Genomic DNA, 26,366 nt, shown 5'->3' with positions numbered 1-26,366 from the left:
TTAGACGCCCCTTGCACAGGCCTCAAGCCGTCAAACCTTATCAATAAGCCTCAAGGTCACGGCAACCATGCCCCGTGCATCGGGCGTTTGGGCCGTTTCTGCCTCTATAAAAGGCAGTTCTGCCGCCGCTTGCACCGCTGCGCTGATATATGCGGCATATAGCGCCCGAGGCTGGCCCGCCTCTTTGGCAAACGCGCGCGCACTGCGGGGCGAAAACAGCGGCACAACCACAGCCCGCCCGCTGGCCAGCGCCGCAACGGCCTGATCGCCCAGCCCGACACGCGGCTGATCATAAACAATCACACTGGCCACGTGCCCAAACTCTGCCACCAGATCCGCTGTCACATATGTGCCGCGCACTTGCAAAAGCTCGCGCTGTTCACCCGCCAAGGCAGGCCTCAAAGCCGCCAGATCAGGCGCAACCTGCAAGACATCAAAGCCCGCCTTCCGCGCCTTTTCTGCCGTGACAGCGCCTACACAATACGCTTCAGAGGGTGTCCCACCCGCCGCAACATATCCCGCAACACCGTGCACAGAAGTAAATAAAACCACATCAGCTGCGGGCAAACGCTCAGGCACAAGATAAACAATTTCCATGATCGGGTTAATCAGAACATCAAGCTCGGGACGCTCGGCCAAAAGCAAAGCCGCAAAACGCTCTGCCGCCGCACGCGGACGTGTCAGAAGAACGAGAGGCAAACTTGTTTTAACCATAGCTAAGGTGTTACCTGCACCCAAGCACCCATGCAATGAAAAGACCCATGCAAAAGACACTCACTCTTCTCGGCATAGAAAGCAGCTGCGATGACACCGCCGCCGCCGTTGTGCGCGGCACATCAGGCGCGGCCTCGGTGCTCTCGTCTGTGGTCGAGGGTCAAACAAGCCTTCATGCCGACTTCGGCGGCGTCGTTCCCGAGATCGCCGCGCGCGCCCATGCCGAGAGGCTTGATGGTTGCGTGGATCAGGCACTCGCTCAGGCTGGTCTGACGCTCGGCGATATTGACGCAATCGCCGTCACGGCTGGCCCAGGCCTCATTGGCGGGGTCATGTCAGGCGTGGCGCTCGCCAAGGGCCTCTCCGCTGGCTCGGGCAAGCCCCTGATCGGCGTCAATCACCTCGCGGGCCACGCTCTCACACCGCGGCTCACAGATGCGCCATGCTATCCTTACCTGATGCTCCTTGTGTCGGGCGGACATTGCCAGTTTCTCCTTGTGCGCAGCCCGCAAGACTTCACCCGCCTTGGCGGAACGATTGATGACGCCCCTGGCGAAGCCTTTGACAAAACCGCGCGCCTCCTCGCCTTGCCCCAACCAGGCGGGCCAAGCGTCGAAGCCGAGGCGCTCAAGGGTGACCCCAAGCGCGTCCGCCTGCCCCGTCCGCTCCTGGACCGCGCGGGATGTGATATGTCCTTCTCTGGCCTCAAGACCGCACTCTTGCGTGCCCGTGATGCTCTCGTTGCTGAGAAAGACGGGATCACGCGCCAAGATCGCGCCGATCTCTGCGCCAGTTTTCAAGCTGCCGTGACGGATGTATTGGCCGAAAAATCCCGCCGCGCCATGGCGCTCTATATGGCGCTCTCCCCCGCGCAGCCTGTGCTTGCCGTTGCAGGTGGCGTTGCGGCCAATACAAGCATTCGCGCCGCATTAGAGACTGTTGCCGCAGAGTTTGGTGCAGAGTTCCTGAGCCCGCCCCTCGCCCTTTGCACAGACAATGCCGCAATGATCGCCTATGCAGGCCTTGAGCTTTTTGAAGCCGGTCAGCAAGATGATCTGACACTCGCCGCGCGTCCGCGCTGGCCGCTTGACACAAACAGCCCCTCTATGCTCGGCTCAGGCAAGAAAGGAGCCAAAGCATGATCACCGTTCTCGGCGCAGGCGCTTTTGGCACCTCTTTGGCAATCTCGCTGGCGCATACGGGCCAGCCCATAACCCTCTGGGCGCGCAGTGGCGGGGCAGATATGCAAGCAAGCCGCCAAAACGCCCGCCGCTTGCCCGACGCGCCCTTTCCCGACAGTCTCACAGTGAGCTCTTCCCTGTCAGATATCCCCCAAGACGGCCCCGTCTTGCTCGCCGTTCCCATGCAGCAGCTTCGCAGCTTTCTCACCGAAAACGCAGATATCTTGGCGCAACGCGCACTCGTTGCCGCCTGCAAAGGCCTTGATCTTGAAACCCATCTTGGCCCCATCGAGACCATCCGCACCACCCTTCCCAGCGCAAATGCAGCCCTCCTAACAGGCCCCAGCTTTGCCGCCGATATCGCCAGTGGCCTGCCAACTGCGCTCACGCTGGCCTGCGAAGATGCAGCACTCGGCAAAACCCTGCAACAGGCTCTCACAACGCCCAACTTGCGGATTTATCGGACCACAGACACAACAGGCGCAGAGCTCGGCGGCGCGCTTAAAAACGTCATCGCCATTGCCTGTGGCGCCTGTATTGGAAAAGGCATGGGCGACAGCGCCCGCGCCGCCCTGATGACGCGTGGCTTCGCCGAAATGCAGCGTCTCGCCCTGCGCCGTGGCGCACAGCCCGATACGCTCACAGGCCTTTCAGGCTTTGGCGATCTGGCGCTCACCTGCACATCCGAACTGTCGCGCAACTACCGCTTCGGCCTTGCGCTCGGTCGCGCCGAGCCATTTGATGCCTCCGTCACGGTCGAAGGCGTGCCCACAGCCAAAGCTGTTGTCGCTTGGGCCGCTGAGCATAAAATCGATATGCCGATTTGCACGGCTGTTGCAGCCCTCAGCGACGGTGACTATAGCGTTTCAGACGCCCTACAAACCCTCCTCTCACGCCCGCTCAAGGAAGAATAGCCATGCTCATCGCCCTCATCTGCACCGACAAACAAGGTGGCCTTCAAACCCGCAAAGCCAACCGCGACGCACACCTCGCCTATATCGCCGATACAGGTGTTGTCGCCATGGCAGGCCCCCTGCTTGATGAGGCGGGCGAAATGGCAGGATCTCTCGTGATCCTGGATGTGGCCGATGCCACCGCCGCGCAAAGCTGGGCTGACAATGACCCCTACGCCAAAGCGGGCCTCTTCTCTGACGTGCGCATTCAACCTTGGAAAAAAGTGATAGGCTGATGCGCTACTGGCTCTTCAAATCAGAGCCCGACACATGGGGCTGGCCCGCCCAAGTGGCCAAAGGCGCCGCAGGCGAGGAATGGGACGGGGTGCGCAACTACCAAGCGCGCAATTTCATGCGCGAGATGCGCCTGGGCGACCGTGGCTTCTTCTACCATTCCCAGTCTGACAAGGCGGTTGTCGGGATCGTCGAGGTGATCAAAGAGGCCCACCCCGACAGCAGCACTGAGGACCCTCGCTGGGAATGCGTCGATATCAAAGCGCTGCGCCCCTTCGCGCAGCCCGTTTCGCTCGCAATGATCAAAGAAAATCCCCGCCTTGCCGAGATGCCGCTTGTCAAAAGCCCGCGCCTATCGGTTCAGCCTGTGACAGAAGAGCAATGGCAGATCATCTGCGCCATGGGCGCAACCGAAGCTTGAAATAAAAAGAGGGTTCGCCCAAAAAATCTGGCTGAACCCTCTTTCTCCCCACGTGCTCCCGAACCACCACACGCGAATATCAATCTGGGTTCGGCCATACTGACTCGAACAACTTAAACCTAGCGCAAATCAGGCACAGACCCAAACACCAACTGCCTAAAACACAACTCAAATAGAAAACGCCCACCAGAATGGCAGGCGTTATCGTCTTTGAATGGTTCGTTTACTTATAAACAGACTCTTTGCCAAAATGCTTGGTCAACATATAATAAACCACAGCGCGATACTTGTTTCGCTCGGATTTTCCATATGTTTCAAGCACAGAGTCGATCGCTTCCATCAGCTTGGGGCCATCCGCCAACCCAAGCTTTTTCATTAGGAAATTCTCTTTGACAGTTTCAAGCTCGCTCGCTTGCGAGCCAGCCACTGTCGACGCATCCGCATTATAAATCGCGGGGCCACAGCCGATTGTCACCTTTGTCAAAAGGTCCATATCTGGTGTCATGCCGCATTTGTTTTTGAGATCATCCGCATATTTCGCAATCAGATCGTCTCTCTTACCCATCGTAATCTCCCACCTTTAACTTACTACATTGGGCCCGGGTCAGGGCGCTGCCCTAAGCCTAGCGCGGCTCAGACGTATAAAAAAGTAAAATCTGGCAACACTCCTGAACAACGCACCGTCGCCCAAAGAAACTTGGCGCAAACCCTCCCTCCAGACACTAAGCTGCCAAACATAAAAAGCCCCACGCGGCTCAAGACTGCGCAGGGCTTTTCTCTATTTTGAAACGGTCATTTAGTAGCGGTAGTGCTCGGGCTTGAACGGCCCCTCTGTGCTCACGCCAATATAATCTGCCTGTTCTTTATCAAGCTTTGAGAGCTTCACGCCGATACGATCAAGGTGCAGACGCGCAACCTTTTCGTCCAGATGCTTGGGCAGAATGTAGACACCAGGCTGGTAGTCGTCGCCATTCTTGTAAAGCTCGATCTGCGCGAGAACCTGATTGGTAAACGAGGCAGACATCACAAATGAAGGATGGCCCGTCGCATTGCCAAGGTTGAGCAAACGGCCCTCAGACAAGAGGATCAAGCGGTTGCCATTCGGCATCTCGATCATATCGACCTGCTCTTTGATATTGGTCCACTTGTGGTTTTTCAGGCTGGCAACTTGGATCTCGTTATCAAAGTGGCCGATGTTCCCGACAATCGCCATGTCCTTCATTTCGCGCATATGCTCGATGCGGATCACGTCTTTGTTGCCTGTTGTGGTCACAAAGATATCAGCAGTCGCCACAACATCTTCCAATGTCGTCACCTGATAGCCGTCCATAGCCGCCTGAAGCGCACAGATCGGATCAACTTCTGTCACAATCACACGCGCACCAGCGCCGCTGAGGCTCGCCGCAGAGCCTTTGCCAACGTCGCCATAGCCCATAACAACAGCAACTTTACCCGCCATCATGGTATCGGTCGCGCGGCGAATACCGTCGACAAGGCTCTCTTTACAGCCGTATTTGTTGTCAAACTTCGACTTGGTCACAGAATCGTTCACATTGATCGCAGGGAAAGGCAGCTGGCCCTTCTTGTGCAGATCATACAGGCGGTGAACGCCCGTTGTTGTCTCTTCCGAAACGCCCAAAATCGCGTCACGCGTCTTGGCAAACCAGCCGGGTGTTTCGGCCATGCGCTTCTTGATTTGCGCCTTGATCACTTCTTCTTCTTCTGATGTCGGCACAGCCAGCACATCTTCGCCCGCTTCCATACGCGCGCCAAGCAGCACATAAAGTGTCGCGTCGCCGCCATCATCAAGGATCATGTTCGCGCCCTCAGGGAACATGAAGGATTTGTCCAGATAGTCCCAATGCTCTTCAAGCGACTGGCCCTTGATCGCAAACACAGGCACACCCGCCTCGGCAATCGCGGCCGCAGCGTGGTCTTGTGTGGAGAAAATGTTACAAGACGCCCAGCGCACATCCGCGCCAAGCTCGACCAGCGTTTCAATCAAAACAGCGGTCTGGATTGTCATGTGAAGTGAGCCGACAATGCGCGCGCCTTTAAGTGGCTTCGTTTCGCCAAACTCCTGACGACAGGCCATAAGCCCCGGCATTTCTGTTTCAGCAATGTTGAGCTCCTTGCGGCCGAAGTCCGCAAGCGCGATGTCTTTTACAATATAGTCGTTGGACATGGGGATACCTGTGTTAAGCCAATTTGCCTTGGCGGTATCACTTTATCCAAATCGGCGCAATCTTGCGCAGACCTCAGCTTGACTGGCCTGACACTTTTGTGAGCGCAGACGGCCCCTGCCAGTCTGTGCCTGTTGCCAAAATACAAGATTGCCCTGCTGTGTCTGTGCTGATCACGGTAAATGTGCCCGTCTCGGCAGAGGTCCAGACTTCGACAACAGCCGCGTCTCCATGAAGACCGCCGCCCGCAAGATTTTCATGAAAATCCGCCTGCAAACGCTCGACCATAACCTCGCGAAGGGTGCAGCTCTCGGCTGCATAAGCGGGAAGAGATGTCAGGATGGCTGCACAGCCCAGAAAAAGCGCAAACATACGCCGTGTGTAAATTCGCTCGATCATATCAAGCTCCTCGATGCTACTCTCAAAAACGGGCCTATTGATTGGCCCTTTGGGTCAGTTTTTCCCAACCACATCCTTACAATACGAATTAAATGTGGCAAGAAAAGGGCGCAGTCAGTCAAGAGGGCCGAATAATGGCGAAATCAACACCAAAACAAGCCCGCGCGTGGCAGCGTATGCTCTCTGGTCGCAGGCTTGATCTGCTTGATCCAACCCCTATGGACATCGAAATCGAAGATATCGCTCATGGCCTCGCCTTTGTAGCGCGTTGGAATGGTCAAACACAGGGCGACTTTGCCTATTCTGTCGCCGAGCATTCCTTGCTAGTCGAGGCGCTTTTTGGGCGGATCGTCCCCTCTGCTGACCCAAAGTGGCGGCTCGCAGCGCTCTTGCATGACGCCCCCGAATACGTGATCGGCGACATGATCTCGCCTGTAAAAAACGCAGTTGGCCCCGGCTATGAAGAGCTTGATGAGCGCCTCACAGCCGCCATCCATATCCGTTTTGGCCTGCCCGCCAAAACGCCCCCCCTGATCAAAAAGCAAATCAAAAAGGCCGATCGGATTTCGGCTTGGCTCGAAGCCACACAGATCGCAGGGTTTTCAGTGGATGAGTCCGATAAACTCTTTGGCAAGCCTGATCCCGCCCTCCTTGAAAGTCTCAGCATTTCTCTGCGCCCGCCCGTCGAGGTCCGTAAAGATTTCACAGCGCGCCATAAAGCGCTTCTCGCCGAGATCGACTGATGCACATTCGTCCGGCAAACGCCGCGGATGCACGCCCGCTCTGCGAGCTTCTAAACGAGATTATCGCCTTGGGCGGGACGACGGCGCTCAAACCGCTCAACAAAGCCGACATGATCACATGGATCGTCTCTAACCCTGCCCAATATGCCTTTTTGATGGCCGAAGATGCGCGCGGCCAAGCCCTCGGCTTCCAAGCCATTGGCCCGCGCGACACCCTGCCGCCAACGGCCTGCGACATCGCGACGTTCACACGCTCTGGCAAGGCCCAGCTCGGCATAGGTTCTGCCCTCTTCAAAGCTACAGAAAAACAGGCGCACGCCCTTGGCTATCAGTGGATTAACGCATCCATCCTGACCCATAACACAGGCGGCCAAGCCTACTATCAATCGCGCGGGTTCGAGCCTTATAAGCACACAACAGAACGGGTCTTTATGCGCTTTCTCCTGCACTGATGAGGTCAAGTTCAGCCTGAGTGAGAGGCCCCCATTCAACGCTGCGCTTGATAAAGCCGTGCCGTTTCAAGAGCCGCCCGATCATTTCAAAATCAAGCTCGCTGATCGCACGCTTCTTGCCAAGGCTGATTTCTGCCCCCTTTGAGAGCGCATTGATGGTCAGCGGCTTGGCCCCCATAAACGCAGTCATATGCCGCCTCAGTGAACGGCTCGCCACTCGCTCGCGCCGCAAAATGACAGCCGCCTTCTGCTCGCTGCGCGCCACCATTGCAAACAAATGAAGCGCCGACCCGTCCAGCGCCACAACCCGCCGCGCCGCCTTGTAGTGGGCAATCTGCTCTTCCAGCCCGTGCTGCTCAGGCCAGAAGACGGTATATCCCGCCTCTTCCATCCGCGCGTCCAGAAGCTCTTCGCCCACAAAGCCGCCCTTGTCCAAGGGCTGAAGCGAGCGCGAAATAAACAAATCTTGCGGCCCTTCAGGCGCAACATCGCGAGCAAATTCGGCCGATATAAAACGGCGGAACACCCGCGTGCCCGAGGCGATTTTACCAAGGCCAAAGCCCTGCCCCGGCACCACAAGTGCCTCGATATCTGTCACCTCGCTCACCACACGCACAGGCACATCCCCGATCAAAAGGCGCAGGTACTCCCGCGCAAAAGGCATAAGCTCTGCCTGCCCCCGCGCAACAAAAACGATCCCTTCAAGCGCGCCTTGATATCTGCGTATCGCCCAGAGCCGCGCAATGCTCTGCATCTGAAAATGTCCAAAATGGTGGTAAAGCACCCCGCCCCAAAGCCACTTGCCGGCAAGCTGTGCCTCGGCCTGCTCGGGAAAGTCAGGTGCATAGGTGATCAGCTCGTCGCGCCGCCATGTCGCAGCCATAGGCAAGAGCGCGCCCTGCCTGTCAAAAACACCCGTATACAGAATGCGCCCGTCACGCGCGCAGGGCGGCAAAACACGCGCGCCCTCATAGTCTCGAACAGACTGAGACCACCCGCCCTTGGGGCTTGGGGGGTCTGTCGCCTCGGCGCTCACTTATTTGGGGCTGCGCTTGGCCAAAATGCGTTGAAGCGTGCGGCGGTGCATATTCAGCCGTCGCGCAGTTTCGCTCACATTACGGTCACACAACTCATACACCCGCTGGATATGCTCCCAGCGCACACGGTCCGCAGACATCGGGTTTTCGGGCGGCGGAGGCAGCTCCCCGCCATTGGCCAAAAGCGCATTGGTGATATCGCGCGCATCGGCAGGCTTGCTCAGATAATCAGTCGCGCCGATCTTGACAGCCGCCACAGCCGTAGCAATCGCGCCATAGCCTGTGAGAACAACAACGCGGCTGTCAGGGCGCTTCTCGCGGATCACTTCCACAACATCGAGGCCGTTGCCGTCCTCCAGCCGCAAATCACAGACCGCATAAGCAGGCGGGCGCGCTGTCGCAATCGCTTTCCCAGCCACAACAGACCCGGCAGTCTCGACGTCAAACCCACGCTTTTCCATGGCCTTGGCCAAACGGCGCAAAAACGGCTCGTCATCATCGACAAGCAAAAGGGATTTGTCTTCCCCGATATCCAGAGGCTCTTCCGACACGTGACAACACTCCCCCAATTGTGCTGAAACAAGTCTTAGCTTGCCCCTTGCGCCCCGTCAAACAAACCTACCGTCATTTTACAGCTTATCGACAAAGCACTGAACCCGATCTGCCATCTGCTCAGGACTTTCATCGCGCTTGAAAAAGTCGATAAAGCCCTGCTCTGGAGTCACAAGATAGGTAAAGGTCGAATGATCCACGAGATAAAACTCGTCGCCTTCTTCCGGATCTTGCTTCTTGAAATAGGTGCGATACGCCATGCTCGCCGCCTTTACCTGCTCTTCCGTGCCAGTAAGTCCAAGCATCTCGGGGTGCATCACATCGGTAAACTCGGCCAGTGTCTCAGGCGTGTCGCGCTCAGGATCGATAGAGATAAACGCCGTGCCCACATCATATCCACGCTCTTCCAGAAGCACAGCCGCCTCGCCGTTGCGCGAGGTATCAAGCGGGCAGACATCGGGGCAGAACGTATAGCCAAAGTAAAGCAGCGTCGGCTTCGTGATCACGTCTTTATCCGTCACAGTCTTGCCTGTCTCGTCCACAAGCTCGAACGGCCCACCAATCGCAGATGTGCCGCCCGCAACAGCGCCAATGCGGCATTCGGCAAATTTATCGCCCGAACCGCCAGCAAAATATGTGTATCCAAAGGTTCCAAGCAGGAGAGCTCCGGCCGCTGCCGCCGCTCCAATCGCCAAATTCCGTGACATTACGCTTCCTTTTTCGGTTCATACTTTGCATGATTGCATATTCTTTCGTCATTTAGGCTCCCAATCGCAAAATGCAATCGGACAATACGCCTCAACGCTCTCCCGCATACCCCCCGCCCGAAGGCTTGCGCCGCGGCAGTTATATTCGCCTGCGCACAATCATCTGGCTCAGATGGGCTGCGGTTTTTGGCCAGCTTGCCGCGCTCTTTGTGGCCGAACGCTATTACAATATGCGCCTTGAAGTTGGCCTGTTCTACCTCGTGATAGGGGCCTCGGTTCTGGCAAACCTGATTGCCATGTTTGTCTTTCCCGAAAATCGCCGCCTCTCGGAGCGGGAAAACTTCTTTATGGTCTTGTTTGACCTGTTGCAGCTCGGCGCGCTGCTCTTCCTTGCGGGGGGCCTGAACAATCCGTTTTCAGTTCTGATCGTGGGGCCTGTCGCAGTCTCTGCTGCTGTCCTGTCCACCAAAAGCACAATCACTTTGGGGCTGATCACCGTCCTGATAGCCTCCGTCCTCAGCCAGTTCTATTACCCCCTGCGCACCGATCAGGGCTATATATTACGAATTCCCGAGATATTCATCTTCGGCACATGGGCCGCCGTGATCATTGCTGTGACTTTTCTCGGCGTCTATGTGCGCCGCATTGCCCTTGATGCCAATGCGATGTCCGAAGCCTTCCAAGCGGCGCAGCTTGCCCTCTCCCGCGAGCAGAAGCTCACAGATCTCGGCGGGGTGGTTGCGGCCGCCGCGCACGAGCTCGGCACACCTCTCGCCACAATCAAGCTCACAAGTTCAGAGCTTCTTGACGAGTTCCCCGAAGGCAGCGATCTGCGCGAGGATATACAACTGATCGTAGAACAGACCGACCGCTGCCGCGATATTCTGCGCTCAATGGGCCGCGCGGGCAAAGACGACATTTATATGCGCCAAGCCCCCGTCACAGCCGTCGTGCAAGACGCGGCAAGCCCGCATACAGACCGCGGCCGCGACATTCACTTCCTCGAAGACAGCGCCGACGGGACGCTCCAGCCCGAGATTTACCGCAAACCCGAGATTATTCATGGCCTGCGCAATCTGGTTCAAAACGCTGTTGATTTTTCGCGCGCCAATGTCTGGGTCGAAACAATCTGGAGCGCACAGCATATCACAGTTCGCATTCATGACGATGGCCGCGGCTTTCCGCCAGGAATGATTGGCCGTATCGGCGACCCGTTTATGCGCCGACGGACAAACAGTCAGGAGCGCGCCCGCAAGACAGCTTATGAAGGTATGGGCCTTGGCCTCTTTATCGCCAAAACACTGCTTGAGCGCTCCGGTGCCGAGCTTAACTTTGCCAATGGCCCTGATCGCTCGCGAAAAGGCGCAAAAGAGCCACAACGCTCAGGCGCACTGATCATTGTGCGCTGGAAAACCACAGCCATCGCCGTCGACACAACAGCCGGCAGAACACCCCTCGGGGTTAACCATCCAATAGAGACTTAATGGTTTAACTAATATTTAACTAAATTAATATCAAAGTAGTAATTATTTTAGGGAATAGGTCATGTTCATAAACGCTTTTGATATATTGGTCATTTTGATCGCGGGAATGATCACCGCCGCTCTCGTCCTTGCCGTCGTTTATTTCACAGACCGCTTTGTTAAGCCCAAAGCCGTCTCCTCAAGACGCTATGCAGAAAGCCCTTGGATGCGCTTTACGGGCGCAGCCTGCGTCTCGGCCAGCAGCACCGCCCTTCAAATCGTCGACGCCCCGACCCCACGGTCGCTGGATTGGACTCAAGTTCGCAACGCTCTAAAAATTCGCTTCGCCGATCTGCCAAGAACCCTCCCCAAGCCAACAGAGGACAGCGCTCAAGAGAGCTACCCCTCCCGTTTTCCAGACGACAGCGGTATTTTGCACATTGAGGCCGAAGGGTCATCTCTTCTCATTACAATAACAGATGAAGCCCCCCTCAGCCCTGTCGACAAACACAGGGAGCTTCTCCACCGCTCCAATGTCGAGTTGCGCGATGATGCCATCAACAAGCTGGCGCACCCCATGTGGGCCACCAGAAATAGCGAGGTTTTCTGGACAAACAAAGCCTTCCGCACCCTACAAAAAAACCAACACAGCGAAGACGGTGACGCAGACGCTCTCAATGTCTTTCAGTTCAACAGCCTTCGTGCCCTCGGCGGGCAAAGCCAGAGAGCCTCTATTGCGCTTGGTCCGTCCCAAAGCGAAGTGCATTGGTATGATATCTCGAGTGTCGAAATATCCGAAGATATCCTGCTGCATTGCGCCGTAAACGTTGACGGCCTGATCGCCGCCGAAACGGCCCAGCGCAAGTTTGTCCAGACCCTCGCCAAAACATTCGCCCAGCTTTCCACAGGCCTCGCCATCTTTGATCGCGACAGGCGGCTGGTGTTGTTCAATCCCGCCCTAATTGACCTGACATCTCTTCCCGCTCACTTCCTGTCTGCCCAGCCCAATTTGCAAAGCTTCTTTGATCGCCTGCGCGACAACAGGATCATGCCCGAGCCGAAAGACTATTCGTCTTGGCGCAGGCAAATTGCCGATCTCGTGGTCAAGTCCGAGAACGGGCGCTATCAGGAAACATGGCGTCTTCCCAACGGCCTCACCTACAGGATCAACGGCCGCCCTCACCCTGACGGAGCGATTGCAATCCTGATTGAAGATGTCAGCGTCGAAATATCCGTCACAGAGCGCTTCAAAGACCAAATTGATATGCGCAATATCGCCTTAGAGACCGCGCAAGACGCTTTGATCTGTTTTGAAATAGATGGAACAATTCTGTTCTGGAACCCTGCGTTCAAAAACTTTATCGGCCTGCCCGATACAGAAGAGGCCACAAGCTATTCGCTTGGCAATATCATCCAGCTTTGGAAAGACAAACTTGAGCCAGGCGCCGTGCGCGATACGCTCTCGGCTCGGCTGCGGCATGGTCGCGAACAAATGGGAAGCCTGACACTTCTCAACGGCGAAAAGCTCGGCTACGGGCTGCGTGTTCATGACAACAACGCAACCGTCATAACATTGCATACATCAAGCCTCCCAAAACAGGAGGCACCCCCCGAAACGGCTTGCGCCGAAGCGGGCTAAAACCCCTTGCAGCCTAGCGCATCAGAGGTCATCTTTGGCCCATGGCGCAATTTGCTCACACCATAATTTTAGGCAGCGAAAGCGCCACGTCCCGCTTTGCCGCGGCCCTCGGCGCGCGCCTTGCTGCGGGCGATACCATTCTGCTCGAGGGCGGGATTGGCGCTGGCAAAACCCACTTCGCCCGCGCCCTCATCCTGTCACGCCTTGCTGCCCCCGAAGATATCCCCTCGCCCACCTTCACTTTGGTTCAGACCTATGAAGCAAAAGACGGTGTGGAGCTTTGGCACGCCGATCTCTATCGCCTGACAGACCCTTCAGAACTTGAAGAGCTGGGCCTCACCGACGCGTTTGAAGAGGCCATCTGCCTTATCGAATGGCCCGACCGCCTCGGCAGCCTGCGCCCCGCCTCCGCCCTCACCCTCAGGCTTGACCTGACGGCGCAGGAGAGCGAAAGAGTCTTGCATATGTCCGGCCCCGCGCGCTGGTCTTTCCTCAAAGAACTGAGCTTCACATGACACAGCGTCACGATCTGTCCACTGGCTTTCTCGCCGCCGCAGGCTGGGGCGAGGCCCTGCGCGCCCCTCTTGCGGGCGACGCCTCCAACCGCCGCTACGAACGCCTGCAAGCTGCCGATGGTGCCCCCGCAGTGCTGATGGACGCCCCCCCCGAAAAGGGCGAAGACGTGCGCCCCTTTGTGGCGATTGCAGAATATCTTACAGGCCTTGGCCTCTCCGCCCCGCGCATCCTTGCCGCCGATCCGGAGCATGGCTTCCTGCTGCTTGAAGACCTTGGCGATGATCTCTTCGCCCGCGTTGTGCTCGACCGTCCCGCGCTCGAAACAGAGCTGTATTGCGCGGCAACAGATGTGCTCCTCGCGCTCCACAGCCATAGGCCGCCACCCGCCCTCGCACCTTATGATGCGCCCGTCATGGCCGATATGGCCGCCCTCGCCTACCGATGGTATGGCGCGCAAGAGACAGGCAGTATGGCCGCCCTATCGCAGACCTTTCACGCTGCCTTTCAAGCGCTTCTTGCCGAGCATATCCCTGATCAAACCGTGCTGATCCAGCGTGACTATCACGCCGAAAATCTGCTCTGGCTCCCCGCCCGTTCCGGCCCCGCCCGCGTCGGCCTGCTTGATTTTCAAGACGCCATGCTGGGCCATCCCGCCTATGACCTCGTTTCGCTCTTGCAAGACGCCCGCCGCGATGTCCCGCCTGCGGTCGAGCAGGAGATGATCGCCCGCTATATCGCCAAAAGCGGCCATGACGCGGCGCAATTCCAAGCCGCCTACGCCCTCCTCGGTGCCCAGCGCAACCTGCGCATTCTCGGCGTCTTTGCACGTCTCTCACTCTTGGCAGGCAAGCCCCACTACGTTGATTTTATTCCCCGCGTCTGGGACTATCTGATGCGCGATCTGGAGCACCCTTTGCTCTTGGATATCCGCGCTCAGCTCCTCGCAGACTTGCCAGCGCCCTCCGAGACGCTCCTCACAGAATTGAAGGCCAAATGCGCAACAGTCCAAACGCCCTGATGATCTTTGCCGCCGGTTTTGGCACACGCATGGGCGCGCTTACCGCTCAGCAACCCAAGCCCATGGTCAAAGTCGCGGGCATACCGCTGATTGATCATACCCTCGCGCTCGCCGCGCCACTGGGCCTCAAAACGGTAGTCAATCTGCACTACCTTCCAAAGGTTCTGGAAGACCACCTCGCAGGTCGCGGCGTGACAACCGTCACAGAAGCTCCCGACATCCTCGAAACAGGCGGAGGTCTGCGAAATGCACGGCCTCATCTGGGCGATGGCCCCGCGTTCACGCTCAATTCCGATGCGCTCTGGCGCGGCCCCAATCCGCTCAGCGCTTTGCAGGCCGCATGGAATCCCGACAAAATGGACGCGCTCCTTCTCCTGATCCCGCGCGAAAATGCCCTCGGCCACACGGGCACAGGCGACTTTCTGGTTGGCGAAACAGGCCAGCTCACCCGTGGCGCAGGCCTTGTCTACTCTGGCGCACAAATCATCAAACCAGAGCTGACAGAAGACATCCCCGAACGCGCCTTTTCGCTCAATCTGGTCTGGGACAGGCTCCTCGCCTCTGGCCGCCTCTACGGGCTGCCCTATTCTGGCCAATGGTGTGATGTCGGCTCCCCCGAAGGCATAACCCGCGCCGAAAGGATGCTTGATGACACCCCTGTTTAACGGCTCTAACACACCCCAACTCTTCGGCACGCCGCTTGGAGCTGACTTTCCCCGCGCGCTGGTTGATGCCCTTAAAGCCGCTTACGCCGACGCGCCGCCCGAGGCCCTCGCCCGCGTGCATCTTGTTCTCAACACACGCCGCATGGCCCGCCGCGTCTTGGAGCTGTTTGATGAAGGTGGCGCAGGCCTGCTGCCCCGCATTTCGCTTATTTCGGACTTCGCCACCCTTGATCCGCGCAGCCCGCTGCCCGCCTCCGAGCCTGCCTTACAAACCAAACTGGCGCTCTCTGTTTTGATCCGCTCGCTGATCGAAGCCGAAACCAATACCAAAGATCACACAGCCATCGCCCCTCGCGAAGCCGCCTTTGATCTGGCCGAAAGCCTCACTGCCTTGATGAGTGAAATGCACGAAGAAGGCGTCGCGCCCGAAGCTGTCACCGCGCTGGATGTCTCGGACCAGTCAGGCCATTGGGAGCGCGCGCAAGCCTTTCTCAAAATCGTGCAAACCTACGCCATGAGCCGCGATGGCCTCACAACAGCCCAGCGCAGCCGCAAGATCATAGAAGCGCTCGTCGCCCGCTGGCGTGACATTCCGCCCAAAGACCCGATCATTATCGCCGGCTCCACAGGCTCACGCGGCCTCACAGCCACTCTCATGCGCGCGGTCGCACAGCTGCCGCAAGGCGCGGTTGTCCTGCCCGGATTTGACTTTGCGTTCGCCGCAGAGGCTTGGCCGCACCTCCCAGAAGGCGCCATGTCCGAAGATCACCCGCAATATCGCTTTCATGCCCTTCTCACAGCGCTTGAGCTTGCGCCAAAAGACATCAAGCAATGGCCCGCCGGTGCTGCGCCGTCAGAAGCGCGCAACAGGCTGCTCTCCCTTGCCCTACGCCCCGCGCCTGTCACAGACCAATGGATCGACAACCGCTCCGAAGCTGCGCTGATCGCCAACGAGGCGACAAGCGGCATCACACTCCTTGAAGCCAACTCCCAACGCGACGAAGCGCTCGCCATCGCTCTACGCCTGCGCCAAGCCGCTGAAGACCGCCAGCAAGCCGCTCTCATTACCCCTGATCGCGGCCTTTCCCGCCAAGTTTCTGCCGCCCTCGCCCGCTGGGGCATCACCCCCGATGACAGCGCGGGCGAGCCGTTGCATCTCTCTCCCGTTGGCCGCTTTCTGCGCCATGTGCAAAAGGTGCTCAGCCCCCGCGCGCTCACAGCCGAAGCGCTCATCACGCTGCTCAAACACCCGCTCTGCAACGCGCTGGAAGAGCGGGGCACACACCTGCGCTACACCCGCGAGCTGGAACTATACATTCGCCACAAGGGCGTGCCACAGCCCGACACAGGCACGCTTCTGGCCTTCGCCACCGCCCATAAAGACGAGGCCGCGCGCCTCTGGTCGGCTTGGGTTTCCGAGGCCTTCTTCAGCGCGGGCCTCTCGGGCGAGCAGCCCTTAGACGCTCTCATCCAGACCCATATAAAGACAGCAGAGGCCCTCGCCCGCGGCCCCTCCGAGGCCGAAACCCCGCTCTGGAAAAAGGACGACGGCGCAGAGGCCCGAAAGCTGTTTGACAGCCTGCTCGCCTGCGCCCCCGCTGGCGGTGATATGACCCATTATGACTACGTCAATCTGATCGACTCCGCCCTGTCTTCTGGCGAGGTCCGCCGCAGTGAGGCGACGCATTCAGGCGTGCTGATCTGGGGCACACTTGAGGCCCGCGTTCAGGGGGTCGATCTGCTCATTCTCGCTGGGCTCAATGAAGGCAGCTGGCCCGAAGCCCCCGCGCCCGACCCTTGGCTCAACCGTGCCATGCGCGCCAAGCTCGGCCTGCTTCTGCCCGAGCGGCGTATCGGGCTCTCCGCCCATGACTTTCAGCAAGCCATCGCCGCCAAAGAGGTCTGGCTCACGCGCGCGCATAAATCAGATGATGCCGAGACAGTCCCCTCCCGCTGGGTCATCCGCCTGACCAATCTTCTCACAGGCCTGCCTGACGCGCGCGGCACAAAAGCGCTCAAGGAGATGCAAGCGCGCGCCAAACCGTGGCTCATACGCGCCAAACAGATCGACGCGCCTCTGGTCGCGGTCAACCAAGCCAAGCGCCCGGCGCCGGTGCCCCCTGTTGAAAACCGCCCGCGCGCGCTTTCGATTACCCAGATCCAGAAGCTCATCCGCGACCCATACGCCATCTATGCGCGCCATATTCTCAAGCTCAATCCGCTCAATCCGCTGCAAAAAATGCCCGACGCCCTCCTGCGCGGAACAATCCTGCACAAAGTCATGGAAGACTTCGTCAAAGCCGCCAGCGCAGACCCTTCCCTGCGCAATCGCGCAACGCTCAGCGCGCTCGCGCGCGATATCCTTGAGCGCGAAGTCCCTTGGCCCGCCGCGCGGCTGATCTGGCGCGCCCGCTTTGAAAAAGTCATCGACAGCTTCTTGGACGAAGAAGAAGGCCGCGCCCAAAACAGCCGCTTTCTCAAAGCCGAAGGCGAAGGCAAGCTTGACTTCAAAGACATAGGCTTCTCCCTCAAGGGAAAAGCCGACAGATTTGACTGCCTCAATGACGGCACGCTCGCGATTTATGATTACAAAACAGGCACGCCGCCGAGCCCGAAGATGCGCAAACATTTTGACAAACAGCTCCCCCTCACAGCCGCCATGGCCTCTGAGGGCGCGTTCAAGGATATTCCCGCCCAAACCGTCGGAAAGCTCGCCTATATCGGCCTCGGCTCTGACGCTGGCGAAGCCCTGCTCAAAGCTGAAGAATACGAAACAGCGACCGTCCTCGCCGAGTTCAAAGAGCTGATCGTAGCCTTCCTTGATCCCGACAAAGGCTACCCCTCGCGCCGCGCAGTCCAGAAAGAGGGCTTCGCAGGCGATTATGATCACCTCGCACGCTTCGGCGAATGGAGCAGCACCGACGACCCCGTGAAAGAGGTGTTAACATGAGCGCGCGCCCCAATGACGCCACAATCGCCCAGATCGATGCCGCGCGTCCCGATGCCTCCACATGGCTCTCCGCCAATGCTGGCTCAGGCAAAACCCGCGTGCTCACAGACCGCGTGGCGCGGCTCTTGCTTGAGGAGGTTGACCCGCAAAATATCCTCTGCCTGACCTATACCAAGGCCGCCGCCTCCGAGATGCAAAACCGCCTGCTCAAGCGGCTCGGCACATGGGCGATGAAGCCTGATCTAGAGCTTCAAAAAGAGCTGGCCGAGCTTGGCGCTGCCGTTGGCGCCGATCCGGGCTATTACAAAAACGCCCGCCGCCTCTTTGCCAAAGCGATCGAAACACCGGGTGGCTTGCGCATCCAGACGATCCACTCGTTCTGCGCCTCGCTCCTGCGCCGTTTTCCGCTCGAAGCGGGCGTGACCCCGCAGTTTACCGAACTCGACGAGCGCTCCTCCGCCCAGTTGCGCGAGCAAGTCGCAGATGATCTCGCCAGCTCTTCGGAGGGCAAGGTTCTGCTCGACATGATCAGCCACCTCGGCGGCAACGAATTCGAGAAGTTCACAGCCAGTATAGTCTCTAATAAAGCGAAATTTGCTTCTGAACTGACGCTTGATGAGGTCTATCAAGCCTTCAACATTCCCACTGGTTTCACCCAAGATATGCTCTTCTCCGAGGTCTTCCTTGGTGACGAAACAGACCTGATTGCGCAGCTCTTGCCCTTTCTCGCAGCCGGCTCTCCAAATGATGTGAAGGCCCACGCAAAGCTCTCGAAAGTGACGGGCCCAAATCTTGGCACACTGCTTATTTTTGAGTCAGCTTTTCTCACGGGGTCTAGCGCGAAAGAGCCGTTCACAGCCAAGCTTACCAACTATGCCACGGCTCAGACGCTCAAAAACCTTGGCACGCTCGCCCCCAAAATCGAAGCACTGATCCTGCGTGTCGAAGCCGCACGCCCGCGCCGTATCGCCATCTCCGCTGCCCAAAGCACGCGCGCCCTTCACGCTTTCGCCCGCGCCTTCCTTGCGCGCTACGATGCCGTCAAGCAGGCGCGCGGCTGGCTTGATTTTGATGATCTTATCCTCAAGACAAAAGCGCTGCTCACAAACCCCCAAGTCGCCGAGTGGGTGCTCTATCGCCTTGATGGCGGGATTGATCATATCCTTGTCGATGAGGCGCAAGATACCTCCCCCGAGCAATGGGCCGTAATCGAAGAGCTGGCCCGCGAAATCACATCAGGCCAAGGCGCACAGGCCGAAAAGCCCCGCACCATCTTTGTGGTCGGTGACAAAAAGCAGTCGATTTATTCCTTTCAGGGCGCCGATGCGGCCGAGTTCGGGCGAATGCAGAGCCTGTTTTCCGAAAAGCTCTCGCTTCACGAAGAGCCGCTCCATAGCCGCAATCTTGCCTATTCCTTCCGGTCCGCTTCCGCCATTCTCAACATAGTCGATGCCGTCTTTGAGGCGCAAGACGGCGCAGGGTTTGACGCCGACGCGCGCCACATCGCCTTTCACACAACACTTCCAGGCCGCGTCGATATCTGGCCAATCGTTGAGAAAAACGACAAAGCAGAAGATCCGCCTTGGTATGAGCCTCTCGATATTCTCACACCAGATGATCCTGTCTCTCTGCTCGCAGCAAGGATCGCCAGCAATATCAGGCATATGATCGACAGCAAAACGCTGATCCCGACAGAGCTTAAAGACGGCACATGGCAGGCCCGCCCCATTCATGAGGGGGATATTCTCATTCTGCTCCAGAGCCGCTCCGAGTTGTTTCACGAGATTATCCGTGCCTGCAAGCTCGCGGGGCTTGAGGTCGCGGGGGCTGACAGGCTGCGCATTGGCGAGCAAATCGCAGTGAAAGATATCACAGCGCTACTCAAATTTCTCGCCACCCAAGAAGATGACCTCTCGTTCGCCGCCGCCCTGCGCTCGCCGCTCTTTGGCTGGTCCGAACAAGAGCTATTTACGCTGGCTGCGTCTCGCAAAGGCTACCTCTGGGAGGCTCTTCGCGCTGAAACAGAGACACATTCCGCCACGGTTGACGTGCTCAACGACCTGCGCCGTGTGACCGACTTTTTGCGCCCCTATGATCTGATCGAGCGCATTCTCACACGCCACAAAGGCCGCCAGAATATCCTCGCACGGCTGGGCTATGAGGCCGAAGACGCGCTTGACGCCTTTCTCACGCAGGCCCTTCATTACGAGCGCGCCTCCGTGCCCTCTCTCACAGGGTTTCTCAGCTGGCTCGAAAGCGACGACCCCGAAATCAAGCGCCAGACCGAGGCCGCTGGCAAGCGCATCCGCGTGATGACAGTGCATGGCTCCAAAGGCCTGGAGGCACCCATCGTCATCATGCCCGATACAGCCGACCGCAGAAACGAATTCAGAGGCCAGATCGTCTCTGCCGAGGGCACAGCGCTTTACAAGCAAAGCAAAGACGACTCCCCCGCCGTTCTACAAAAAGCGGTGGATCAAAAGATCGCCGCGCAGCAGGCAGAACGGGAACGGCTGCTCTACGTTTCCATGACCCGGGCTGAAAAGTGGCTCATTATCGCCGCCGCAGGCGAAGCCAAAGCTGGCGGCACAAGCTGGTATGAGTCTGTCTCTAACGCTGCCCAAAAGCTTCCATTTGAAGCGCTCGACCAAAATGGGCAAATGATCCAGAGGCTCGACTCAGGCGACTGGACCGCGCTCGTTGATCACACCCAAACTGACCTGCCCACAGACGAAGACACCCCTCTTGATGCCTTATTCTTACAAGCCGCACCTGATGGCCCAACACGCCCACAAACCGTATCCGCCTCAAAGCTCCCTGGCCCAAAGGCGCTTTCTGGCGCCGAGGGCCTTGATGAAGCTTCGGCCATGCGCTTTGGCACAAAGGTCCACTTGCTCTTGGAACACCTCCCCGATGTCCCCCCCGCCGACCGGCCGGCAGTGGCACAAGCTCTGCTGTCAGACCTTGATGTGATCGACGAAAACAAGGCCGTTTGGGCAGAAGTAGAGACTATTTTAACAAATCCGGCCCTCGCCTCTCTCTTCGCGCCCGATACGCTCTCCGAAGTCGCCCTGAGCGCGCCCAGCGCCACCTTGGGCAAGCGCTTACACGGTGTTATTGATAAGCTCCTGATATCTGAAGACCGCATCCTTGCCGTTGATTTCAAAACAAACGCCACCCTCCCCAAAAGCGCTGAGCAAACCCCTCTCGGCATCCTGCGCCAGATGGGCGCTTACAGCGAGGCGCTCGCCCTCATCTATCCCAACCACCAGATCGAAACAGCCATCCTCTGGACCAAAACCGCCAGCCTGATGACGCTTCCTCATGATCTTGTGATGAAAGCCTATCAAGACACTACATATCTTGACGATCTGCCCCACACTACCTAGGTTCTGGCCAAGCAAACCAAAATTCCATTAGGAGAAAATCAATGGCAACTGTTGCTGTCACCGACGACACATTCGACGCCGAAGTCAAAAATTCCGATATCCCCGTTGTGGTCGATTTCTGGGCCGAATGGTGCGGCCCCTGCAAACAGATCGGCCCGTCGCTCGAAGAGCTTTCTGCCGAAATGGAAGGCAAAGTCAAAATCGTAAAAGTCGACGTTGACTCAAACCCGAATTCCGCCGCCGCCATGGGCGTTCGCGGCATCCCGGCGCTCTTCGTGTTCAAAGGCGGCGAGCCTGTGGCAAACCTCTCAGGCGCCCGCCCGAAAGCCCAGCTCCAGAGCTGGATCGAAGAGGCCCTCTAAGCCTCTCGCCCGTTTCAAAAGAAAACCCCGCCTCAGCGCGGGGTTTTTTATGCGATCCAGCCAGCGTTGCGAAAGCGTCGCGCAATTTGCGCCTCAGCATCCTCTCGCCCCGCGTTGATCGACATTTCTTGCCAAAACCACCACAGATAACGCGCGTAATCAGGCCTCATATCCAAGGCGCGCCCAAGCGCCGCCTCAGCTCCAATTTCATGCACATTCGCCGCAATATGGTGAAAATCAATCTTGCCAAACAGCACTGCAGGTTTCTCAAAGAAATACCCGAAAAAAGCAGCTCCCGAGTTTTGACTGACGACATAATCACAGGCGGGCAAATACCGCTCCATCTGGCCCATCACGACAGTGACCCGCTCAAAGCGATGCTCGAATTTTTCCAGCGCATCAATGTCGCTGGCCGAATACGGCTCCTTCGGGTGCATCCCGATCACAACAGACCGCTTCGGATCAGCCGCCAAAACGGCCTCAATCATCTCCAAAGGCGACGCCGCCTGAAAAGAGCGCCGCTCTGAAATCCTCCCCTGCAACGGCACATAAACATACCCCTCGCAGCGCGCCGCCGCCGCGCCAAACATCCGCTTGCGCCAGTTGCTTTCAAACTGCGTCGCCTTGGCCCCATTCACGCGCTCAGGCTCAAACGTCGCCCGCGCCACATCCCACTGCCAGCGCTTGTCACTCGCCTCAATCGCCCAGAACGGATAGGCATAGACCCGCCGCATCACCAGCGTGCGCGCGCTCATGGGCGGCCACATATGGACAAGGCCCAGCCCCTCAAAAGGCGCGTGCCGCAAGCTCTCATCTGCATAAATCACATCAAGCCCGCCGCCACGCAGCACAGCCTCAACCTTGCCTAAAAAGTTGTGCTGCCCCGCTTCGGCACTCGCCTTCATATCTGGCGCAAGAAAGATCGTCACAGGCTCGCTCATACCAAAGTGCTAGCGCCGCTCGCCCCGCCAAACAAGCCAAACCTTGTGCTCACGGCTCCAAGCCGCCATATATTCAGCCAAGTTGAAGGAGGCCCCAATGGCACAGTCAGATTTCCCCGGTTGGCACGGAACCACAATCGTCGCCGTCAAAAAAGACGGTGAAGTCGTCATCGCCGGCGATGGTCAGGTCTCCCTTGGCCAAACCGTCATCAAAGGCACCGCCCGCAAGGTCCGCCGTATCTCTCCTGGCGGGCATGATGTCCTCGTCGGTTTCGCAGGCAGCACCGCCGACGCCTTCACCCTGCTTGAGCGTCTCGAAGCCAAGCTCGAAGCCACCCCGGGCCAGCTCGTCCGCGCCTGCGTCGATCTCGCCAAAGACTGGCGCACAGACAAATATCTGCAAAAGCTCGAGGCCATGCTCCTTGTCTCTGACGGCCGCGAGCTCTTTGTCATCACAGGCGCAGGCGACGTGCTTGAGCCAGAACACAACGTCGCCGCCATCGGCTCAGGAGGAAACTTCGCCCTCGCCGCCGCTCGCGCCCAAATGGATACTCAAAAATCCGCCGAAGAAGTGGCCCGCACCGCCATGCAGATCGCCGCTGATATCTGCGTTTACACAAACGGAAACCTGACCGTAGAAACCATCAAAGGCTAAGTCCTTCCTCTTTCCCGAAATATCCTGGGGTGAATTGGCCGAAGGCCAAGAGGGGCAAAGCCCCTGCCCCCGGCGACGCCAAAGGCGACGCAACCCCTGATCAAAGCGAGACCAAACATGACAGACCTCACCCCCCGCGAAATCGTCTCCGAGCTGGACCGCTTCATCATTGGTCAGGCCGATGCCAAGCGCGCGGTCGCCGTCGCGCTGCGCTCCCGCTGGCGGCGCAAACAACTGTCAGACGATCTGCGCGATGAAGTCTATCCCAAGAATATCCTGATGATCGGGCCAACAGGCGTCGGCAAAACAGAAATTTCCCGCCGTCTTGCCAAGCTCGCGCGCGCCCCCTTTATCAAGGTGGAAGCGACCAAGTTCACAGAGGTCGGCTACGTTGGCCGCGATGTCGAACAGATTATCCGCGACCTCGTCGATGCCGCGATCTTACAGACCCGCGCGCAAATGCGCGAAGACGTCAAGTCCCGCGCCCATGAGGCCGCCCAAGAGCGCGTCATTACCGCCATAGCCGGCGAAGACGCCCGCGAAGGCACCCGCGAGATGTTCCGAAAAAAGCTCAAAGATGGCCTTCTCGATGACACGGTCATAGAACTTGATATCGCCGATACCTCCAACCCCATGGGCAATATGTTCGACATCCCCGGTCAGCCGGGAAGCCAGACGGGTATGCTCAATCTCGGCGAAATCTTTGGCAAAGCCATGGGCGGGCGCACCACGCGCAAAAAGCTCACAGTCGCCGAAAGCTATGGCGTGCTCATTTCTGAAGAAGCCGACAAACTTCTGGACGACGAGATCGTCACCAAAGCCGCGCTCGACAGCGTGGAGCAAAACGGAATTGTCTTCCTCGACGAGATCGACAAAGTCGCCACCCGCCAAGACAGCCGCGGTGGCGATGTCTCCCGCGAAGGTGTCCAGCGCGACCTGCTCCCGCTGATCGAAGGCACAACCGTCAGCACCAAACATGGCGCCATCAAAACCGATCATATCCTCTTCATCGCCTCTGGCGCCTTTCATATCGCCAAGCCGTCCGATCTCTTGCCCGAGCTGCAAGGCCGCCTGCCGATCCGCGTCGAGCTGCGCGCGCTGACAGAAGAGGATTTCGTCCGCATCCTAACCGAAACCGACAACGCCCTGACGCTGCAATATACCGCTCTCATGGCAACAGAAGAGGTCGCCGTCACCTTCACAGAAGACGGGATCAAAGCCCTCGCCAAGATCGCCGCCGAAGTGAACGCAACTGTGGAAAACATCGGCGCGCGCCGTCTCTACACCGTGCTTGAGCGCGTTTTTGAAGAGCTGAGCTTTTCTGCCCCCGACCGCACAGGTGATGCCATCACAGTCGATGCCGCCTTCGTAGAAAAGCACCTTGGCGAACTGATGAAATCTTCCGATCTGTCAGGCTACGTCCTGTAGGGTGCGCATTTATTGCGCACCTCCTCCCAAAATCGTAATTGTGGCGCATTAATCCTATCATTTATGCGCCACTTTGCGCGCTTGCCGCAGCCCACTTGCGTTATCCTCCCTGTCAGCGAACAGGAGAACACGCCATGTCAGCCCAACCATATGTCTATCAAAATATCGCCCGCGCTGTGGCCGACCACGGCGTGCAGACACTCTTTGGCCTCATGGGTGACGCCAATCTCTTCATGGTCGACAGCTTCGTGCGCGACTGCGCAGGCCGCTTTGTGCCCGCCGCCCATGAGGGCAGCTCTGTTCTCATGGCCCTCGCTTATACCCATGTCGCAGGCAAGGTCGGCGTCGCCACAGTCACCCACGGCCCCGCACTGACAAATTGCATGACAGCCCTCACCGAAGGTGCCCGCGGCCATATCCCAATGGTCCTGCTCGCAGGCGATACCCCCGCCGCCAACCCGCGCCACCTCCAGAGCATTGATCAACGCGAAGTCGTCAAAGCCACGGGCGCAGGCTTTGAACAAATGCGCACGCCCGAAACAGTCGCCATGGATGTCGCCCGCGCCTTTTACCGCGCCCAAGTGGAGCGGCGGCCCATTGTGCTCAATATGCCTGCTGATTTCATGTGGCAAGAAGCGGCGCATACGCCCCGCGTGCTCGATGTTTTCACAGCGCCGGGCGGTGTGGCCGAAGGCGAAATTCTCGACAACGCCATTGGCATGATCGCCTCCGCCCGCCGCCCGCTGATCCTTGCAGGCGCAGGTGCCGTAAACGCCCGCGAAGAGATCATCCGCCTCGCCGACCGCCTGCAAGCCCCCCTCGCCACCACGCTCAAGGCAAAAGGGCTTTTTGCCGCTCACCCCTACAATATCGACATCTTCGGCACGCTGAGCACCCCCGCCGCCTACGAGCTGATCGCCGCCTCCGATTGCATCATCTGCTTTGGCACCTCCCTGCACGACTTCACAACAGATCAGGGCAAGCTGATGAAAGACAAACGCATCGTCCAGATCGACGTGACCCCGACAGCCATAGGCGGCGGCCTTCACCCCGACGCAGCGCTGGTGGCCGACGCGGGCCTGACGGCAGAGACAATCCTCTACTGGCTTGATGAGGCCGAAATCCCCGCCAGCGGCTTCACCAACGATCTCGACATCGCCAAGCTCACAGAGCACCCCATCGGCCCCAACAAAACAGCCAAGGGCTGCGTCAATTATATCCACGCGCTTGAGCGCCTCGAAGAGGTGCTCCCCAAAAACCGCCTCCTCGTCACAGACGGGGGCCGCTTTATGACAGAGGTCTGGGTTCGCCTCTCGGTGCAAGGCCCGAAAAAATTTGTCGCCACAACAAACTTCGGCTCAATAGGCATAGGCCTGCAAGAAGCCATCGGCGCTGGCGTCGCCGCGCCCGACACACCCGTCGTTATGTTCACAGGCGATGGCGGCTTCATGATGGGCGGAATTAACGAGTTCAATACAGCCGTCCGCCTTGGCCTCGACCTGATCGTGATTGTCGCCAATGACAGCGCCTATGGCGCCGAACATATCCAGTTTATCGACCGCCAGATGGACCCCTCCCTGACAGAGTTTCACTGGCCGAGCTTCGCCGAAATTGGCGCCTCCCTCGGCGGCCAGGGCTACACAGTGCGCAACACCGCAGAGCTGGAAGACGCCCTCGCCGCGATCCCGAACCGTAAAGGCCCAATGATGATCGAGCTAAAGCTCGACCCTCACGATGTCCCTCGCATGAGGATCTGATGCGCCC

The 26,366-nt window shown here is 58.4% G+C and carries 25 protein-coding genes; 17 read left to right on the top strand and 8 right to left on the bottom strand.

What is annotated here, in order from left to right:
- Positions 1–30: 30 nt before the first annotated feature.
- Positions 31–714 (bottom strand): uroporphyrinogen-III synthase, encoded by a 684-nt coding sequence (locus tag ACTF58_RS01840; RefSeq protein WP_438990256.1) that lies wholly within the window; start codon positions 712–714, stop codon positions 31–33.
- A gap of 47 nt (positions 715–761) precedes the next feature.
- Between ACTF58_RS01840 and tsaD the strand changes: the two genes are divergently transcribed.
- The 4 genes from tsaD to ACTF58_RS01820 are packed head-to-tail and all read left to right on the top strand — an operon-like array spanning position 762 to position 3,503.
- Positions 762–1,856 carry a tRNA (adenosine(37)-N6)-threonylcarbamoyltransferase complex transferase subunit TsaD gene (gene tsaD, locus ACTF58_RS01835; RefSeq protein ID WP_438990255.1) on the top strand — a complete coding sequence of 365 codons (1,095 nt, stop codon included), beginning with the start codon at positions 762–764 and terminating at the stop codon, positions 1,854–1,856.
- Complete coding sequence (locus tag ACTF58_RS01830; protein WP_438990254.1) at positions 1,853–2,809, top strand: NAD(P)H-dependent glycerol-3-phosphate dehydrogenase; 957 nt, start codon at positions 1,853–1,855, stop codon at positions 2,807–2,809. Before tsaD ends, ACTF58_RS01830 begins: the two co-directional genes overlap by 4 nt.
- Positions 2,810–2,811: 2 nt before the next feature.
- On the top strand, positions 2,812–3,084 hold the full coding sequence (locus tag ACTF58_RS01825; protein WP_438990253.1) for a YciI family protein: 273 nt from the start codon (positions 2,812–2,814) through the stop codon (positions 3,082–3,084).
- The gene (locus ACTF58_RS01820) at positions 3,084–3,503 is read left to right on the top strand and encodes an EVE domain-containing protein (protein WP_438990252.1); all 420 of its coding nucleotides are present in this window, start codon (positions 3,084–3,086) and stop codon (positions 3,501–3,503) included. The genes ACTF58_RS01825 and ACTF58_RS01820 overlap by 1 nt, the downstream gene beginning before the upstream one ends.
- 223 nt (positions 3,504–3,726) lie before the next feature.
- Here the strand turns inward: ACTF58_RS01820 and ACTF58_RS01815 are convergent, their stop codons facing one another.
- The 3 genes from ACTF58_RS01815 to ACTF58_RS01805 all read right to left on the bottom strand — a co-directional run bounded on the left by ACTF58_RS01815 (position 3,727) and on the right by ACTF58_RS01805 (position 6,085).
- Entirely contained in the window at positions 3,727–4,068 is a 342-nt protein-coding gene (locus ACTF58_RS01815; RefSeq protein WP_438990251.1) for a DUF2853 family protein, read from the bottom strand.
- 231 nt (positions 4,069–4,299) lie between these two features.
- On the bottom strand, positions 4,300–5,688 hold the full coding sequence (gene ahcY / locus ACTF58_RS01810; RefSeq protein ID WP_438990250.1) for an adenosylhomocysteinase: 1,389 nt from the start codon (positions 5,686–5,688) through the stop codon (positions 4,300–4,302).
- A gap of 73 nt (positions 5,689–5,761) precedes the next feature.
- The gene (locus ACTF58_RS01805) at positions 5,762–6,085 is read right to left on the bottom strand and encodes a hypothetical protein (protein WP_438990249.1); all 324 of its coding nucleotides are present in this window, start codon (positions 6,083–6,085) and stop codon (positions 5,762–5,764) included.
- Between the two features lie 134 nt (positions 6,086–6,219).
- Here ACTF58_RS01805 and ACTF58_RS01800 point away from each other — a divergent pair, with 134 nt between their 5' ends.
- Positions 6,220–6,828 carry an HD domain-containing protein gene (locus ACTF58_RS01800; protein ID WP_438990248.1) on the top strand — a complete coding sequence of 203 codons (609 nt, stop codon included), beginning with the start codon at positions 6,220–6,222 and terminating at the stop codon, positions 6,826–6,828.
- Complete coding sequence (locus ACTF58_RS01795; RefSeq protein WP_438990247.1) at positions 6,828–7,280, top strand: GNAT family N-acetyltransferase; 453 nt, start codon at positions 6,828–6,830, stop codon at positions 7,278–7,280. The genes ACTF58_RS01800 and ACTF58_RS01795 overlap by 1 nt, the downstream gene beginning before the upstream one ends.
- On the opposite strand, the gene ACTF58_RS01790 is transcribed toward ACTF58_RS01795, so the two are convergent.
- From ACTF58_RS01790 to ACTF58_RS01780, 3 genes are all read right to left on the bottom strand, one after another.
- On the bottom strand, positions 7,258–8,316 hold the full coding sequence (locus tag ACTF58_RS01790) for a glycosyltransferase 61 family protein (protein ID WP_438990246.1): 1,059 nt from the start codon (positions 8,314–8,316) through the stop codon (positions 7,258–7,260). The two genes, ACTF58_RS01795 and ACTF58_RS01790, sit on opposite strands and share 23 nt — an antisense overlap.
- Positions 8,317–8,868: an ActR/PrrA/RegA family redox response regulator transcription factor gene (locus ACTF58_RS01785; protein WP_438990245.1), complete on the bottom strand. Its 552-nt coding sequence runs from the start codon at positions 8,866–8,868 to the stop codon at positions 8,317–8,319. It lies immediately after the preceding gene.
- A gap of 78 nt (positions 8,869–8,946) precedes the next feature.
- Positions 8,947–9,576: an SCO family protein gene (locus tag ACTF58_RS01780; RefSeq protein WP_438990244.1), complete on the bottom strand. Its 630-nt coding sequence runs from the start codon at positions 9,574–9,576 to the stop codon at positions 8,947–8,949.
- Positions 9,577–9,647: 71 nt separating this feature from the next.
- On the opposite strand from ACTF58_RS01780, the gene regB reads away from it, so the two are divergent.
- The 8 genes from regB to trxA all read left to right on the top strand — a co-directional run bounded on the left by regB (position 9,648) and on the right by trxA (position 21,578).
- Positions 9,648–11,060 (top strand): sensor histidine kinase RegB, encoded by a 1,413-nt coding sequence (gene regB, locus ACTF58_RS01775; protein WP_438990243.1) that lies wholly within the window; start codon positions 9,648–9,650, stop codon positions 11,058–11,060.
- 61 nt (positions 11,061–11,121) lie between these two features.
- Positions 11,122–12,678 (top strand): PAS-domain containing protein, encoded by a 1,557-nt coding sequence (locus ACTF58_RS01770; RefSeq protein ID WP_438990242.1) that lies wholly within the window; start codon positions 11,122–11,124, stop codon positions 12,676–12,678.
- Positions 12,679–12,719: 41 nt separating this feature from the next.
- The gene (gene tsaE / locus ACTF58_RS01765; RefSeq protein WP_438990241.1) at positions 12,720–13,193 is read left to right on the top strand and encodes a tRNA (adenosine(37)-N6)-threonylcarbamoyltransferase complex ATPase subunit type 1 TsaE; all 474 of its coding nucleotides are present in this window, start codon (positions 12,720–12,722) and stop codon (positions 13,191–13,193) included.
- The gene (locus ACTF58_RS01760; RefSeq protein WP_438990240.1) at positions 13,190–14,212 is read left to right on the top strand and encodes an aminoglycoside phosphotransferase family protein; all 1,023 of its coding nucleotides are present in this window, start codon (positions 13,190–13,192) and stop codon (positions 14,210–14,212) included. Before tsaE ends, ACTF58_RS01760 begins: the two co-directional genes overlap by 4 nt.
- A complete protein-coding gene (locus tag ACTF58_RS01755; protein ID WP_438990239.1) occupies positions 14,188–14,877 on the top strand; it encodes a nucleotidyltransferase family protein in 690 nt (229 codons plus the stop codon). The genes ACTF58_RS01760 and ACTF58_RS01755 overlap by 25 nt, the downstream gene beginning before the upstream one ends.
- The gene (gene addB, locus ACTF58_RS01750) at positions 14,861–17,827 is read left to right on the top strand and encodes a double-strand break repair protein AddB (RefSeq protein WP_438990238.1); all 2,967 of its coding nucleotides are present in this window, start codon (positions 14,861–14,863) and stop codon (positions 17,825–17,827) included. The genes ACTF58_RS01755 and addB overlap by 17 nt, the downstream gene beginning before the upstream one ends.
- A complete protein-coding gene (gene addA / locus ACTF58_RS01745; RefSeq protein WP_438990237.1) occupies positions 17,824–21,216 on the top strand; it encodes a double-strand break repair helicase AddA in 3,393 nt (1,130 codons plus the stop codon). The genes addB and addA overlap by 4 nt, the downstream gene beginning before the upstream one ends.
- A 41-nt stretch (positions 21,217–21,257) precedes the next feature.
- Positions 21,258–21,578, top strand: a complete 321-nt coding sequence (gene trxA / locus ACTF58_RS01740) for a thioredoxin (RefSeq protein ID WP_438990236.1) — start codon at positions 21,258–21,260, stop codon at positions 21,576–21,578.
- 47 nt (positions 21,579–21,625) lie between these two features.
- Here the strand turns inward: trxA and ACTF58_RS01735 are convergent, their stop codons facing one another.
- The gene (locus ACTF58_RS01735) at positions 21,626–22,519 is read right to left on the bottom strand and encodes a hypothetical protein (RefSeq protein ID WP_438990235.1); all 894 of its coding nucleotides are present in this window, start codon (positions 22,517–22,519) and stop codon (positions 21,626–21,628) included.
- A 97-nt stretch (positions 22,520–22,616) separates the two neighbouring features.
- Here ACTF58_RS01735 and hslV point away from each other — a divergent pair, with 97 nt between their 5' ends.
- The 3 genes from hslV (at position 22,617) to ACTF58_RS01720 (ending at position 26,359) form a co-directional block, all read left to right on the top strand.
- Positions 22,617–23,174: an ATP-dependent protease subunit HslV gene (hslV, locus tag ACTF58_RS01730; protein ID WP_438990234.1), complete on the top strand. Its 558-nt coding sequence runs from the start codon at positions 22,617–22,619 to the stop codon at positions 23,172–23,174.
- Between the two features lie 117 nt (positions 23,175–23,291).
- Entirely contained in the window at positions 23,292–24,602 is a 1,311-nt protein-coding gene (hslU, locus tag ACTF58_RS01725) for an ATP-dependent protease ATPase subunit HslU (protein WP_438990233.1), read from the top strand.
- A gap of 134 nt (positions 24,603–24,736) precedes the next feature.
- Positions 24,737–26,359 (top strand): thiamine pyrophosphate-binding protein, encoded by a 1,623-nt coding sequence (locus ACTF58_RS01720; RefSeq protein WP_438990232.1) that lies wholly within the window; start codon positions 24,737–24,739, stop codon positions 26,357–26,359.
- Positions 26,360–26,366 lie beyond the last annotated feature (7 nt).

The sequence above is a fragment of the Lentibacter sp. genome (genome assembly GCF_965657785.1).
Taxonomy (GTDB): Bacteria; Pseudomonadota; Alphaproteobacteria; order Rhodobacterales; family Rhodobacteraceae; genus Lentibacter.
Note: the sequence above shows the minus strand (reverse complement) of the source record. Positions and strands in the feature narration are given on the sequence as shown.

What these genes read in the sequence shown, in the direction of transcription:
- ACTF58_RS01840 (WP_438990256.1), bottom strand. Translation starts at nt 714, where the DNA reads ATGGTTAAAACAAGTTTGCCTCTCGTTCTTCTGACACGTCCGCGTGCG.
- tsaD (WP_438990255.1), top strand. Translation starts at nt 762, where the DNA reads ATGCAAAAGACACTCACTCTTCTCGGCATAGAAAGCAGCTGCGATGAC.
- ACTF58_RS01830 (WP_438990254.1), top strand. Translation starts at nt 1,853, where the DNA reads ATGATCACCGTTCTCGGCGCAGGCGCTTTTGGCACCTCTTTGGCAATC.
- ACTF58_RS01825 (WP_438990253.1), top strand. Translation starts at nt 2,812, where the DNA reads ATGCTCATCGCCCTCATCTGCACCGACAAACAAGGTGGCCTTCAAACC.
- ACTF58_RS01820 (WP_438990252.1), top strand. Translation starts at nt 3,084, where the DNA reads ATGCGCTACTGGCTCTTCAAATCAGAGCCCGACACATGGGGCTGGCCC.
- ACTF58_RS01815 (WP_438990251.1), bottom strand. Translation starts at nt 4,068, where the DNA reads ATGGGTAAGAGAGACGATCTGATTGCGAAATATGCGGATGATCTCAAA.
- ahcY (WP_438990250.1), bottom strand. Translation starts at nt 5,688, where the DNA reads ATGTCCAACGACTATATTGTAAAAGACATCGCGCTTGCGGACTTCGGC.
- ACTF58_RS01805 (WP_438990249.1), bottom strand. Translation starts at nt 6,085, where the DNA reads ATGATCGAGCGAATTTACACACGGCGTATGTTTGCGCTTTTTCTGGGC.
- ACTF58_RS01800 (WP_438990248.1), top strand. Translation starts at nt 6,220, where the DNA reads ATGGCGAAATCAACACCAAAACAAGCCCGCGCGTGGCAGCGTATGCTC.
- ACTF58_RS01795 (WP_438990247.1), top strand. Translation starts at nt 6,828, where the DNA reads ATGCACATTCGTCCGGCAAACGCCGCGGATGCACGCCCGCTCTGCGAG.
- ACTF58_RS01780 (WP_438990244.1), bottom strand. Translation starts at nt 9,576, where the DNA reads ATGTCACGGAATTTGGCGATTGGAGCGGCGGCAGCGGCCGGAGCTCTC.
- regB (WP_438990243.1), top strand. Translation starts at nt 9,648, where the DNA reads ATGCAATCGGACAATACGCCTCAACGCTCTCCCGCATACCCCCCGCCC.
- ACTF58_RS01770 (WP_438990242.1), top strand. Translation starts at nt 11,122, where the DNA reads ATGTTCATAAACGCTTTTGATATATTGGTCATTTTGATCGCGGGAATG.
- tsaE (WP_438990241.1), top strand. Translation starts at nt 12,720, where the DNA reads ATGGCGCAATTTGCTCACACCATAATTTTAGGCAGCGAAAGCGCCACG.
- ACTF58_RS01760 (WP_438990240.1), top strand. Translation starts at nt 13,190, where the DNA reads ATGACACAGCGTCACGATCTGTCCACTGGCTTTCTCGCCGCCGCAGGC.
- ACTF58_RS01755 (WP_438990239.1), top strand. Translation starts at nt 14,188, where the DNA reads ATGCGCAACAGTCCAAACGCCCTGATGATCTTTGCCGCCGGTTTTGGC.
- addB (WP_438990238.1), top strand. Translation starts at nt 14,861, where the DNA reads ATGACACCCCTGTTTAACGGCTCTAACACACCCCAACTCTTCGGCACG.
- addA (WP_438990237.1), top strand. Translation starts at nt 17,824, where the DNA reads ATGAGCGCGCGCCCCAATGACGCCACAATCGCCCAGATCGATGCCGCG.
- trxA (WP_438990236.1), top strand. Translation starts at nt 21,258, where the DNA reads ATGGCAACTGTTGCTGTCACCGACGACACATTCGACGCCGAAGTCAAA.
- ACTF58_RS01735 (WP_438990235.1), bottom strand. Translation starts at nt 22,519, where the DNA reads ATGAGCGAGCCTGTGACGATCTTTCTTGCGCCAGATATGAAGGCGAGT.
- hslV (WP_438990234.1), top strand. Translation starts at nt 22,617, where the DNA reads ATGGCACAGTCAGATTTCCCCGGTTGGCACGGAACCACAATCGTCGCC.
- hslU (WP_438990233.1), top strand. Translation starts at nt 23,292, where the DNA reads ATGACAGACCTCACCCCCCGCGAAATCGTCTCCGAGCTGGACCGCTTC.
- ACTF58_RS01720 (WP_438990232.1), top strand. Translation starts at nt 24,737, where the DNA reads ATGTCAGCCCAACCATATGTCTATCAAAATATCGCCCGCGCTGTGGCC.